Here is a 13,263-nt window from a genome sequence, read left to right on the forward strand (position 1 = left end):
CTGATGCCCGTTCGAGCGCGATGGCCGATGTGCCCGACCCGGTCCCGCCGGGATTCTCGACACATGCCACACACGTCGTCCACACCCGTCATCGAGGTCACCGACCTCCGCAAGACCTACGGCGGCCGCGCCGTCGTCGACGGTGTCTCCTTCACCGTCGAGGAGGGCGAGATCTTCGGGATCCTCGGCCCGAACGGCGCCGGCAAGACCACCACCGTCGAATGCGTCGAGGGCCTGCGCGTGCCCGACGCGGGCCGGGTCCGGGTCGCAGGCCTCGACCCGGTCGCCGAGCACCGGGCCACCCGTCTGGTGCTCGGCGCGCAGCTCCAGGAGAGCGAGTTGCAGCCCAAACTCACCGTGCGCGAGGCGCTGGAGCTGTACTCCGCCTTCTACCCGGCCCCGCTGGACTGGCGGCCGCTCGCCGAACGCCTCGGCCTCACGGCCAGGCTCGGCACCCGTTTCGCCAAGCTCTCCGGGGGCCAGAAGCAGCGGCTGTTCATCGCCCTCGCCCTCGTCGGCGATCCCCGGATCGTCGTCCTGGACGAGCTGACCACCGGCCTCGACCCGCGCGCCCGCCGGGACACCTGGCAGCTGATCGAGGACATCCGCGCGGGCGGGGTGACCGTCCTGCTCGTGACCCACTTCATGGAGGAGGCGCAGCGGTTGTGCGACCGGATCGCCGTGATCGACCAGGGCCGCGTCGCCGCCCTGGACACCCCGGCCGGGCTCGTCCGGCGCTCGGCGGGTGCCACGGTCATCAGCTTCACGCCCTCCGCCCCGCTGGACGACCGTGACCTGAACGCGTTGCCCGCGCTCGCGGCGGTCGAGCACAAGGACGGCCGGGTCACCCTCTCCGGCACCGACGAAACCGTCAACGCCGTCCTCACCCTCCTCGCCCGCACCCACACCACCGCCCACCAACTCCGGGTCACCGACGCCACGCTGGACGACGCCTTCCTCGACCTCACCGACGAGACGACGCGGCCGCGCGGCACCGAGGGCACGCACCGGCCCGAGGACACCCACCGGACCGAGGACACTCACCGGACCGAGGACACTCACCGGACCGAGCCGACGAAGGGCGCGATGGCATGAGCACCGCACTCGACCGCCGTGGCGAAGGGCGCCGCGGCATGAGTACCGCATTAGTCGACACCGCCGTACTGAAGAGCGAGGTCCGCCTCTTCCGCAGGGAACCCGGCAGCCTCTTCTGGACCCTGGGCTTCCCGACCGTCCTGCTGGCGATCCTCGGCTCGATCCCGTCCTTCCGCGAGGCCGACCCGGCCTTCGGCGGGCTGCGCCCGGTCGACGGCTACGTCCCCGTGAGCGTGCTGCTCGGGCTGATCGTCGGCGGGATCCAGGCGATGCCCCAGACCCTCACCGGCTACCGCGAACGCGGCGTCCTGCGCCGCATGTCCACGACCCCGGTCCGCCCCGCCGCTCTGCTCTCCGCACAGATGGTCCTGTACGGAGGTGCCGCCCTGGTGTCGGCGCTGCTCGCCCTGGCGGTCGGCCGACTCGCCTTCGACGTACGGCTGCCCGAGCAGCCCTTCGGCTACGCGGTGGCGCTCCTCCTGGCCGTCCTGGTCGCCCTCGCCCTCGGCGCCGTGATCTGCGCGTTGTCCCGCACCACGAAGATCTCGGCGGCGATCGGGTCCGCCGTCTTCTTCCCGGCGATGTTCTGCGCGGGCGTGTGGATGCCGGTGCAGACCATGCCGGACGTCCTCGCCCGGTCCGTCGGCCTCACCCCGTTCGGCGCGGCCGCGCAGGCACTGAACGAGGCGGCGGCGGGCGCCTGGCCCGGCTGGGACCACCTCGGTGTCCTGGTGGCGTGGACGGTGCTGCTCACGGCCGCCGCCGCACGCTGGTTCCGCTGGGAGTAGGCGGGGGAACGGCCGTGCAGACTGGGGAGATGACCGTGGCGGACCGGATGATCGAGCGGCGCTGGGACCAGTTCCACACCTGGGGGCCCTACGGGCTGCTCGGCGTCAGCGCCGTCCTCGCCGTCCTCTCCGTCGCCGCCGGCGAGTTGATGGCGGATGTCACCGAGTGGTACGTCGTCGGGGGCCTGATCGTCGCCGCCGTCGCGCTGCAGGTGTGGTGGCACGTCACCCGCAGCGGACGCCGGCCGACCGGCCCCGACCCGACCGACCCCGGCCCGTCGGGTTCCCGCCCGGCCGGTCACCGCTGCCGGACCCCGTCCCCGGCCGGGACCGGCTACTACGTCGTCCGCTGGGCCATCGCCTTCGCCCTGACCTGGATCAACCCGTTCTTCGCGTTCTACGCCGCCACCGGCTACATGGACGCGGACGAACTGTTGCCGGGCCGCTGGCGACGGCTCGGGCTGTTCGCCGCCGCGGTCACCGTGGCGGGCGCGCAGTCGGGTGGGCTGCCGCCGGACGGGGCGGTCCGCTGGACCGCCTTCGCCGCCCTGCTGGCCGCCAACTCCGGCCTGCAGATGGTGATCGCCCATCTCACCGAGCAGGAGGAGCAGCGGACCCGCGAGCGCACGGCGACCATCGCCGAGCTCGAAAGCACCAACGCCGCCCTCCAGCAGGCCCTCGACGAGAACGCCGCGCTGCACGCCCAACTCCTCGTCCAGGCACGGGAGGCCGGTGTCGCCGACGAACGCCGGCGGCTGGCCGCCGAGATACACGACACCATCGCCCAGGGGCTGACGGGCATCATCGCCCAGCTCCAGGTCGTGGCGAGCGCCCCCGACCTCGCCGTCGCCCGCACCCACCTCGCCCGCGCCTCGGACCTCGCCCGCCACAGCCTCGGTGAGGCCCGCCGCTCGGTGCACAATCTCGCCCCGGTCGCCCTGGAGCACGACGGGTTGCCCGAGGCGCTGAAGAAGACGGTCGCGGAATGGGGCGAACGGACGGGCACGCGGGCCGAGTTCACCGTCACCGGCGGGGTGGAGCACCTGCACGACGAGGTCTCGGCGACGCTCCTGCGCATCGCCCAGGAAGCCCTGTCGAACGCGGCCCGGCACGCCCGTGCCGGCCGCGTCGGCGTCACCCTCTCCTTCCTCGGCGACGAGGTCATCCTCGACATCCGCGACGACGGCCGGGGGTTCGACCCCCTCGCCGTCCCCGAGCGCACCGGCGCGGGCGGCTTCGGACTCGACGGCATGCGGGTCCGCGCCGAGCGCATCGCCGGCACCCTCACCGTCGAGTCCGAGCAGGACCAGGGCACGGCCCTGTCGGCTCGCGTACCGTTGGTCCGCCATGACTGACGAGGCGCATCCGCATTCGCACCCGCATCCACCCTCGGATCCGCATCCGGAGAACCCCATCTCCCTGCTGATCGTCGACGACCATCCCGTCGTACGGGACGGTCTGCGCGGCATGTTCGAGTCCGCGCCCGGCTTCGCCGTCCTCGGCGAGGCGTCGGGCGGCGTCGAGGCGGTGGAACTCGTCGCCGCGCTCGACCCCGACGTGGTCCTGATGGACCTGCGCATGCCGGGCGGGGGTGGCGTGGACGCCATCCGTGAGCTGACCCGCCGGGGGGCCCGCGCGAAGGTCCTCGTCCTCACCACGTACGACACCGACTCCGACACCCTCCCGGCGATCGAGGCGGGCGCGACCGGGTACCTCCTCAAGGACGCGCCGCGCGAGGAGTTGTTCACGGCGGTCCGCGCGGCCGCCGAGGGCCGCACCGTCCTCTCCCCGGCGGTCGCCTCCCGACTGGTCGCGGCGGTCCGCACCCCGCGCACCCCCGCCCACGAGCCCCTCTCCGCCCGCGAGCGCGAGGTCCTCACCCTCGTGGCCCGGGGCACCGCCAACCGCGAGATCGCCCGCGAACTCTTCATCAGCGAGGCCACGGTCAAGACCCACCTCACCCACCTCTACGCGAAACTGGGCGTGAAGGACCGAGCGGCGGCGGTGGCCGAGGCATACGAACGCGGCATCCTCGGCTGAGGCGTACACGGCGGCCCGTGCCTCGACATGGCCTGATGCGCTCTTTCTCGCCCCCGCCGCCCCTACCCGTCCCATCCCAGGGGCTGCGCGCCCCTTTCACCCCCGCGTCAAAGACTCGGGGCTCCGCCCCGGACCCCGTTCGCGCAGTTCCCCGCGCCCCTATCAGGGGCGCGGGGAACTGCGCGAGAAGCCCCACCGGGCCCGCAGACGAACGACTCGCGCCAGGGGGTCGAAGGGGCGCAGCCCCTGGGATGGGACGGGTAAGGGCGGCGGGGGCGAAGGAGGATCAGTCGGCCACCCGCAGCAGCAGTACGCAGCGCGCCGGTACCGTCACCGTCTCCCCCGCCCGGTGCACCACCCCCGGTCCTTCCCCCTGTTCCTCCCGGGACGTGTCGACGACCACCTCGTAGCGCCTGGCCCACGGCGTCCCCGGCAGTACGAAGCTCACCGGGCGGTCGCCGGCGTGCAGGACCGTGAGGAAGCTGTCGTCCAGGACGGGCGCCCCCCGCGCGTCGCGGCCCGGGATGTCCCGGCCCGACAGATACATGCCCAGCGTCGAGGCCGGCGCGTACCAGTCCCGTTCCGTCATCTCCGTGCCGCGGGCGGTGAACCAGGCGAGGTCGCGCAGGCCGTCCGCCGAGTGGGCGCGGCCGGAGAAGAAGGCGCGGCGGCGCAGGACCGGGTGCGCGTGGCGCAGCGCGATCAGCCGGGACGTGAGGTCGAAGAGGGCCTTCCAGGCGGGGTCCTCCAGCAGGCTCCAGTCGATCCAGCTGATCTCGTTGTCCTGGCAGTACGCGTTGTTGTTGCCCCCCTGCGTGCGGCCCAGCTCGTCGCCGGCGACCAGCATCGGCACGCCCGTGGAGAGCAGCAGGGTGGTCAGGAGGTTGCGCAACTGGCGCCGCCGAAGCGCCCGTACGCGTTCGTCGTCCGTCTCGCCCTCGGCGCCGCAGTTCCAGGACCGGTTGTCGTCCGAGCCGTCCCGGTTGCCCTCCCCGTTCGCCTCGTTGTGCTTGCGCTCGTACGACACCAGGTCGCGCAGGGTGAAACCGTCGTGCGCGGTGATGAAGTTGACCGAGGCGTAGGGCCGCCGCCCGCCCCAGGCGTACAGGTCGCTCGATCCCGACAGGCGGTAGCCGAGGTCCCGCACGTCCGGCAGCGCACCCCGCCAGAAGTCCCGGACCGCACCCCGGTACCGGTCGTTCCACTCCGTCCACAGGGGCGGGAAGGCCCCGACCTGGTAGCCGCCCGAACCCACGTCCCACGGCTCGGCGATCAGCTTCACCCGGCGCAGCACCGGGTCCTGGGCGATGACCGCGAGGAACGGGGAGAGCATGTCGACGTCGTGCATCGAGCGGGCGAGCGCTGCGGCCAGGTCGAAGCGGAAGCCGTCGACGCCCATCTCCGTCACCCAGTAGCGCAGGGAGTCGGTGATCAGACGGAGCACGTGCGGCTGCACCACGTGCAGGGTGTTGCCGCAGCCCGAGTAGTCCGCGTAGCGCCGCGCGTCGTGCTGCAGGCGGTAGTAGCCACGGTTGTCGATGCCGCGCAGCGACAGGCTCGGTCCCCGTTCGTCGGCCTCGGCGGTGTGGTTGTAGACCACGTCGAGGACGACCTCGATACCGGCGGCGTGCAGCGCCCGCACCATCCGCTTGAACTCCCCGACCTGCTGCCCGGTCGTGCCCGACGAGGCGTACGCCGCGTGCGGGGCGAAGTAACCGATCGAGTTGTAGCCCCAGTAGTTGCGCATGCCCCGGCGCAGCAGATGGTCCTCGTGGGCGAACTGGTGCACGGGCAGCAGCTCCACCGCCGTCACCCCCAGCTTCACCAGGTGCTCGATCGCGGCGGGGTGCGCGAGACCGGCGTACGTGCCGCGCAGCTCCTCCGGGATGCCGGGGTGCGTCATCGTGAAGCCGCGGACGTGCAGCTCGTAGATGACCGAGTCCGCCCACGGTGTCTTCGGACGGCGGTCGTCCGCCCAGTCGTCGTCATCGTGGACGACGACACCCTTCGGGACGTGCGGTGCCGAGTCCCTCTCGTCGCGCACCGTGTCGGCCACATGCTGCTCCGGCCAGTCCCGGACGTGCGCGTACACCTCCGCAGGGAGGCTGAACTCGCCGTCCACGGCACGCGCGTACGGGTCCAGGAGGAGCTTCGCGGGGTTCCAGCGGGCGCCGGTCCACGGGTCCCAGCGGCCGTGCACGCGATAGCCGTACCGCTGCCCCGGCAGGACGCCCGGCACGAAGCCGTGCCAGATCTCATGGGTCAGTTCGGTCAGCCTCAGCCGGGTCTCCTCGCCCGTCGCCGAGAACAGACACAGTTCGACGGACTCCGCCCCGCCCGCCCACAACGCGAAGTTGGTGCCGGCGACCCCGTCGGGGCCCACCCGGAACCGCGCCCCCAGCGGTGTCGACGCCCCCGGCCACACGGGCCTGTGCTCCGGCGCTGGGCCCCCCTCACGCCGGTCGCCGTTCAACACGGTGGCCGGGCGCGCGGCCGGCACCCCCCGCGTCCCCCGTACTTCGTCCTGCTCGGCTGCGCTCGACACCTCAGGCCTCCCGCGGCTCGGTGGGCGACGGAGAAGGGGAGCGAGATGTCCCGTCACCGCTCCCCATCGCGTCGTCCTCCCAAGGGTTCTGCCCAGAGCACGCCTCGCACTCACGTTTCCCGGGGGCGTGCGCCGTCGTTGGGCCGCACGTGAACCACGCACAGAAGCACGCGCGCCGCGCCGGGGCCGCCCTGGCCGCCGCGCTCACCTGGGCCGGCCTGCTCGCCGGGGTCGCCGGATGCACCGCCGGAACGCCGCTCACCAGCGCAAAGGCGCCCGACGACTCCATCAGGGTCACACCGGAGGACGGCAGCAAGGGCGTGCGCCCGGAGCAGCGCTTCGAAGTACGGGTGCCCAGCGGGCGCCTGGAGTCCGTCAAGGTGGTGAAGTCCCAGGACGCGCAGGAGTCACCCGTCCCCGGACGGCTCTCCGCCGACGGACTGACCTGGCGCCCCACCGGCTCACCGAAGCTCGCGCTGGCCGCCCGCTACACCGTCGACGCCGTCGCCCTCGACGGCCACGGCCGGCGCTCGGCACGGCACGTCACCTTCACCACGCACGTCCCCGACGAGCGCTTCATCGCGTACGTCAAACCGGAGAACCGGGCCACCGTCGGCACCGGGATGATCGTCTCACTGGAGTTCAACCGGGCGATCGAGGACCGCGCGGCCGTGGAACGCGCCGTCGAGGTGACCGCCGAGCCGGCCGTCGAGGTCCGCCCGCACTGGTTCGGCGGGGGCCGCCTCGACTTCCGCCCCGAGAGGTACTGGCGGCCCGGCACCAGGGTCACCGTCGCCCTGCGCCTGCGGGACGTCGAGGGCGCGCCCGGCGTCTACGGCCAGCAGGACAGGACGTTCTCGTTCACCGTCGGCCGCCACCAGGTCAGCGTCGTCGACGCGGCCCGGCACACCATGCGCGTGGAACGCGGCGACGGGGTGCTCGCCACCCTCCCCATCACCGCCGGGGCGCCCAAGACGACGACGTACAACGGGAAGATGGTCGTCACCGAGATGCTGGAGGTGACGCGGATGAACGGGGCCACCGTGGGCTTCAGGAAGGCCGACGGCAAGAGCGAGTACGACATCCCGGACGTGCCGCACGCCATGCGCCTGACCACCTCCGGCACCTTCCTGCACGGCAACTACTGGGCCCCGGACGCCTTCGGCCGGGCCAACGTCAGCCACGGCTGTGTGGGCCTGCGCGATGTGAAGGGCGGCGATTCCGGCACCCCCGCGGGCTGGTTCTTCGACCGCAGCCTCGTCGGGGACGTCGTCGAGGTCGTGAACAGCGATGACAAAACGGTCGCTCCCGACAATGGCCTCGGAGGGTGGAACATGGGGTGGAAGGAATGGAAAGCGGGTGCGGCGGTGAAGTAGGCCGACATAGCGGCGACATGGCACCCGGCCCGGCACCGGCAGGGGGGACGCGCGTGATCATCCAAGTTGGGACTGAACGGTGACATTCACCGAGACCCATCCATTCCGATCATCTGGTTAATGTACGTGCGTACGCGCACGCTGCGCGTAGGGGTGCGGGCCTGCTCAGGCCGTGCGAGGGGAGAACAGAGAGTTGAACGGGCGACCGATATCGGGGGCGTCGGTTGGCGCGCGGACGCGGCGGCGCAAGGGGGCCCTGGCCATGCTGCCGGTCCTGATGCTGCTCGCCGTCACCGCGTGCGGCGGAGGCGGGGGCTCGGACGCCGGCTCCGGCGGCGAGAAGGGGAAGGGCTCCGACAAGAGCGCCTCCGGCAAGGCGGCGGCCACCGGGGCTTCGGAGGCGGTCGTCTCCATCGCCCCGAAGAACGGCGCGGACGCCGTGGCGACCAGCGGCGCGCTCAAGGTGACCGCCACCAAGGGCAAGCTGTCCGAGGTCACCGTCGAGAACGACAAGGGCGAGAAGATCGCCGGTGAGATAGCCAAGGACGGCTCCAGCTGGAAGCCGTCCATCCACCTCAACTCGGCCACCGAGTACAAGGTGCACGCCGTCGCGAAGGACTCCGAGGGGCGTGAGGCGGCCGAGGACTCGTCCTTCACCACCCTGACCCCGAAGAACACCTTCGTCGGCATCTTCACCCCCGAGGACGGCTCGAAGGTCGGCGTCGGCATGCCGTTCTCGGTCCGCTTCACCCGGGGCATCACCGCCCCCGAGGACGTCGAGAAGGCCATCACCATCAAGACCGAGCCGGCCGTCGACGTCGAGGGCCACTGGTTCGGCAACGACCGGATCGACTTCCGCCCGGAGAAGTACTGGAAGGCCGGCACGAAGGTCACCGTCGACCTCAACCTCGACGGCGTCGAGGGCCGCGACGGCGTCTACGGCGAGCAGAGCAAGAAGATCTCCTTCACCATCGGCCGCAGCCAGGTCTCCACGGTCGACGTCAAGAAGCTCACCATGAAGGTCGAGCGGGACGGCAAGGTCATCAAGACCATCCCGGTCACCACCGGCAAGCCCGGCATGGAGACCTGGAACGGTCAGATGGTCATCAGCGAGCGCCTGAGCGTGACCCGGATGAACGGCGAGACCGTCGGCTACGGCGGCGAGTACGACATCAAGGACGTGCCGGACGCCATGCGGCTGACCAACTCCGGCACCTTCATCCACGGCAACTACTGGGGCGGCGACGCCTTCGGCAACTACAACGCCAGCCACGGCTGCATCGGCCTGCGCGACACCCGCGGCGGCTGGGACCGCAAGGCGCCGGGCGCCTGGTTCTTCGACCACTCGATGATCGGTGACGTCGTGGTCGTCAAGAACTCCAACGACCGCATCGTCGACCCGGACAACGGCTACAACGGCTGGAACATGTCCTGGAGCAAGTGGAAGGCGTGAGCGCCACCGCTTGAGCCTCCGCAGTAGGCACGTACGGCCCCGGTGTGATGCACGGCACCGGGGCCGTTGCCGTTAGTGGCCGTTAACCTGCCTGCATGACCGTCCATCTCGAAGTCGCCGAAGGTGTGGGCACCGTCCGCCTCGACCGCCCCCCGATGAACGCCCTGGACATCGCGACCCAGGACCGCCTCAAGGAAGTCGCGGAGGAGGCGGCGGACCGGGACGACGTCCGCGCCGTCGTCCTCTACGGAGGAGAGAAGGTGTTCGCGGCGGGCGCGGACATCAAGGAGATGCAGGCCATGGACCACGCGGCGATGGTCGCCCGGTCCCGGGCCCTCCAGGACTCCTTCAGCGCCGTGGCCCGCATCCCCAAGCCGGTCGTCGCGGCCGTCACCGGGTACGCCCTGGGCGGCGGTTGCGAGCTGGCGCTCTGCGCGGACTACCGGATCGCCGGGGAGAACGCGAAGCTCGGCCAGCCGGAGATCCTGCTCGGGGTGATCCCGGGCGCGGGCGGTACCCAGCGGCTGTCCCGGCTCGTCGGTCCCTCCAAGGCCAAGGACCTGATCTTCACCGGCCGCATGGTCAAGGCGGACGAGGCCCTGACGCTCGGTCTGGTGGACCGGGTCGTCCCGGCCGACGAGGTGTACTCCGCCGCGCACGAGTGGGCCGCCCGCCTGGCGCGCGGGCCGGCGATCGCGCTGCGGGCCGCCAAGGAGTCGATCGACGCGGGCCTGGAGACCGACCTGGAGACCGGACTCGCCATCGAGCGCAACTGGTTCGCGGGGCTGTTCGCCACCGAGGACCGCGAGCGCGGGATGCGGAGCTTCGTGGAGGAGGGCCCGGGCAAGGCGAAGTTCGTCTGACGGACGGGAGCCGCGGCGGGCACGCTGTGAGCGACCACGGCCGGCGCGGCGCGGCGCGGCTCGGTGCGCGCCGCGAGCAGGTCGGCGCGCCCCGTCGTGCACGGCCGTGACGCCTTGCGCGAGCGCGGCCGGCATGGCTCGCGAGCAGGTCGGCCCGTCCCGAAATCCGCCGTACAAGTTCCGCTGATCCACTTGCAGTTGACGCGGTGTATTACTCGCGTCCCCCGAAGGGGCGGTTTATCCGAGTCTTAAGGCAGCCTTAAGAGATTCCCGTCCAAGGGGCCCGACGCTGACCGAAGTTCAGGTCGTTCACGCAGGTCACGCGGGCCATGGCGAGCGGATTGCTGCCCCTGGCATATGTCAACCGAAACCCCCGGAATGGTTGGTTCCGGGGGTTGTATTCCTGTGGAACGGCCCCGGAGAGGGCCCAGGACGGCCATGATGGGGGCATGGCGGGGCTGGAGGGTATCGAACAGCCGCGGCGGCACGGGAGTGCGACCGCGGCGCGTTGGTCACCTGCGATCGAGGACGAACGGGCGCAGAAAGCACTGGAGTTGTTCGGCAATCCCACCGAGGCAGAGGTTCCGCTCCCGTCCCGTCCCGAGTCCGCGGCCACCGCGCGGCGGCTCGCCCAGGTCGTCGTCCTGCGCCAGTGGCGGCTGTCGCCGAAGATGACCGAGGACGCGGTCTTACTCGTCTCCGAACTCGTGGGCAACGCCGTACGGCACACCGGCGCCCGCGTCTTCGGACTCCGTATGCGCCGCCGGCCCGGCTGGATCCGCGTCGAGGTCCGCGACCCCTCACGGGGGCTGCCCTGTCTGATGCCGGTCCAGGAGATGGACATCAGCGGCCGGGGCGTGTTCCTGGTGGACAAGCTCTCGGACCGGTGGGGGGTCGATCTGCTTCCCCGGGGCAAGACGACCTGGTTCGAGATGAGAGTCGCGGACCGGTAGACAGGTCAGAGTCACGGGCCCGTCGGCCCGTCCCCGCGCCCACCCCCGTCGAGCCGCGCACCCCCGTCGAGCCGCCCACCCCCGTCGAGCCGCCCACCCGGCGGCAGCCGCCACGCACCTCCGTCGATCGGCCGAATCGCCGGCATCCATGGTGAGGATCCCTATAAAGGTCGCGTGACCACCCCCCGCACCCCCCTCAAGCAGCGCCCCCTCAGGCAGCACCCCCGCAAGCAGCGCCACCTCGTGCGGCGTGCCCTCCTCGCGGCCGCCGTCCTCGCCGCCGTCGCCGCGTGCGGCTCCGAGGCCGGGACCACCGAACAGGAGCGGCGCCTCCGGGCCGACCGGGCCGCCGCCGAGGCCGAGGCCGAGGCCGCCGAGCGGAAGAAGAAGCGGCAGCGGACGACGGTCCGGGGCCTGCGCGGCATGCCGCCCGTGCTGGACCCCCGGGACGTCTACGCCGCCGACCGCCCGAACCGGCTCTCCCCGGTGGTCAAGGACTTCCCGTCCCGGGTGTACGTGCCCAACAGCGAGTCCGACACGGTCACCGTCATCGACCCGAAGACCTACGAGGTCGTCGAGACCATCCCGGTCGGCCGCCAGCCCCAGCACGTCGTGCCGTCCTGGGACCTGAAGACCCTCTGGGTCAACAACAACCGGGGCCACACCCTCACCCCCATCGACCCGAGGACGGGCAAGGCGGGCAAGCCGGTCGAGGTGCACGACCCGTACAACCTGTACTTCACCCCCAACGGCGAGTACGCCGTCGTCATGGCCTCCCTCGACCGGGAACTCGTCTTCCGCGACCCGCACACCATGAAGCGGATCAAGACCGAGCCGGTCAGCTGCTACGGCGTCAACCACGCCGACTTCTCGCTCGACGGCACCTACATCATCGTGTCCTGCGAGTTCAGCGGCGAACTGCTGAAGGTCGACACCGCGAGCATGAAGGTGATCGGGCAGCGGAAACTGCCGTTCGAGGGGGCCATGCCGCAGGACGTGAAGATCTCACCGGACGGCAAGCGGTTCTACATCGCCGACATGATGGCCCACGGCATGTGGGTCCTGGACGGCGACACCTTCGAGGAGCCGAAGCTGCTGCCCACCGGCAAGGGCACCCACGGCCTCTACATCGGCCGCGACTCCCGCGAGATGTACGTCTCCAACCGCGGCGAGGGCACGGTCTCGGTCTTCGACTTCACCAAGGGCGAGCTGACCAAGAAGTGGCACCTGCCCGACGGCGGCAGCCCCGACATGGGCGGTGTCTCCGCCGACGGCAAGGTCCTGTGGCTCTCCGGCCGCTACGACTCCGAGGTGTACGCCATCGACACCCGCACCGGGGAACAACTCGCCCGCATCCCCGTCGGCAGCGGCCCGCACGGCCTCGCGGTCTACCCGCAGCCGGGCCGCTACTCCCTCGGGCACACGGGCATCTTCCGGTGACACATGACAACCGGGCGGGCTGACACGCCTCCATACGAGTGACGGTCCCCGGCCCGGTGCCGCGCAGCCGAGATCGTGCTGGGCATGATCACTTCTCGTGCGCGCCGCCGGGCCGCCGCCGTCGTCCTGTCCCTCTCCGCCGTCCTCGCGACCTCCGCCGCGACCGCCCCGGCACAGAGCCCCGCCTCGCAGCCCGCCGCCCCCTCCGCGAGGGCCGCCGCCCCGACCTGTCCCCAGTTCGAGGACCCGGTGCACGCCGCCGCCGACCGCCGCGTGGACGTCTCCCGCATCACCCCCGAGCCGGTCTGGCGCAAGAGCTGCGGCACCCTCTACCGCAGCGACAGCAGGGGCCCGGCCGTCGTCTTCGAGCAGGGCTTCCACCCCAAGGACGTCATCGACGGGCAGTACGACATCGAGAGCTACGTCCTGGTCAACCAGCCCTCGCCGTACGTCTCCACGACCTACGACCACGACCTGTACAAGACCTGGTACAAGTCCGGCTACAACTACTACATCGATGCCCCCGGCGGCGTCGACGTCAACAAGACCATCGGCGACCAGCACAAGTGGGCCGACCAGGTCGAGGTCGCCTTCCCCGGCGGTATCCGGACGGAGTTCATCATCGGCGTCTGCCCGGTCGACAAGAAGACCAAGACGGAGAAGATGAGCGAGTGCGAGAGCAACCCGCACTACGAGCCCTGGCACTGACG

At 71.4% G+C, this 13,263-nt stretch carries 11 protein-coding genes; 10 read left to right on the forward strand and 1 reads right to left on the reverse strand.

What is annotated here, in order from left to right; genetic code table 11:
- Positions 1-27: 27 nt before the first annotated feature.
- Genes GWK25_RS07745 through GWK25_RS07760 form a run of 4 tightly spaced genes read left to right on the forward strand, consistent with a single transcriptional unit; the run spans position 28 to position 3,923 of the window.
- A complete protein-coding gene (locus tag GWK25_RS07745) occupies positions 28-1,095 on the forward strand; it encodes an ABC transporter ATP-binding protein (RefSeq protein ID WP_374200690.1) in 1,068 nt (355 codons plus the stop codon).
- A 38-nt stretch (positions 1,096-1,133) separates the two neighbouring features.
- Entirely contained in the window at positions 1,134-1,883 is a 750-nt protein-coding gene (locus tag GWK25_RS07750) for an ABC transporter permease (protein ID WP_215449085.1), read from the forward strand.
- 29 nt (positions 1,884-1,912) lie between these two features.
- A complete protein-coding gene (locus GWK25_RS07755; protein WP_215449086.1) occupies positions 1,913-3,238 on the forward strand; it encodes a sensor histidine kinase in 1,326 nt (441 codons plus the stop codon).
- Complete coding sequence (locus GWK25_RS07760; RefSeq protein ID WP_286014519.1) at positions 3,231-3,923, forward strand: response regulator transcription factor; 693 nt, start codon at positions 3,231-3,233, stop codon at positions 3,921-3,923. The genes GWK25_RS07755 and GWK25_RS07760 overlap by 8 nt, the downstream gene beginning before the upstream one ends.
- A 286-nt stretch (positions 3,924-4,209) precedes the next feature.
- On the opposite strand, the gene glgX is transcribed toward GWK25_RS07760, so the two are convergent.
- A complete protein-coding gene (gene glgX / locus GWK25_RS07765; RefSeq protein WP_215449087.1) occupies positions 4,210-6,468 on the reverse strand; it encodes a glycogen debranching protein GlgX in 2,259 nt (752 codons plus the stop codon).
- Between the two features lie 149 nt (positions 6,469-6,617).
- On the opposite strand from glgX, the gene GWK25_RS07770 reads away from it, so the two are divergent.
- The 6 genes from GWK25_RS07770 to GWK25_RS07795 all read left to right on the forward strand — a co-directional run bounded on the left by GWK25_RS07770 (position 6,618) and on the right by GWK25_RS07795 (position 13,261).
- Positions 6,618-7,844 (forward strand): Ig-like domain-containing protein, encoded by a 1,227-nt coding sequence (locus GWK25_RS07770; protein WP_215449088.1) that lies wholly within the window; start codon positions 6,618-6,620, stop codon positions 7,842-7,844.
- A 193-nt stretch (positions 7,845-8,037) separates the two neighbouring features.
- Complete coding sequence (locus GWK25_RS07775) at positions 8,038-9,297, forward strand: Ig-like domain-containing protein (RefSeq protein ID WP_215449089.1); 1,260 nt, start codon at positions 8,038-8,040, stop codon at positions 9,295-9,297.
- A gap of 95 nt (positions 9,298-9,392) precedes the next feature.
- Positions 9,393-10,160, forward strand: coding sequence for an enoyl-CoA hydratase/isomerase family protein (locus GWK25_RS07780; protein WP_215449090.1), 768 nt, complete (start codon positions 9,393-9,395; stop codon positions 10,158-10,160).
- Between the two features lie 449 nt (positions 10,161-10,609).
- Positions 10,610-11,113, forward strand: coding sequence for an ATP-binding protein (locus tag GWK25_RS07785; RefSeq protein WP_215449091.1), 504 nt, complete (start codon positions 10,610-10,612; stop codon positions 11,111-11,113).
- 174 nt (positions 11,114-11,287) lie between these two features.
- The gene (locus tag GWK25_RS07790; RefSeq protein ID WP_374200599.1) at positions 11,288-12,553 is read left to right on the forward strand and encodes a hypothetical protein; all 1,266 of its coding nucleotides are present in this window, start codon (positions 11,288-11,290) and stop codon (positions 12,551-12,553) included.
- Positions 12,554-12,628: 75 nt separating this feature from the next.
- Complete coding sequence (locus GWK25_RS07795) at positions 12,629-13,261, forward strand: ADP-ribosyltransferase (RefSeq protein ID WP_308404186.1); 633 nt, start codon at positions 12,629-12,631, stop codon at positions 13,259-13,261.
- Positions 13,262-13,263 lie beyond the last annotated feature (2 nt).

The organism is Streptomyces sp. ATCC 21386 (assembly GCF_018728545.1).
Taxonomy (GTDB): domain Bacteria; phylum Actinomycetota; class Actinomycetes; order Streptomycetales; family Streptomycetaceae; genus Streptomyces.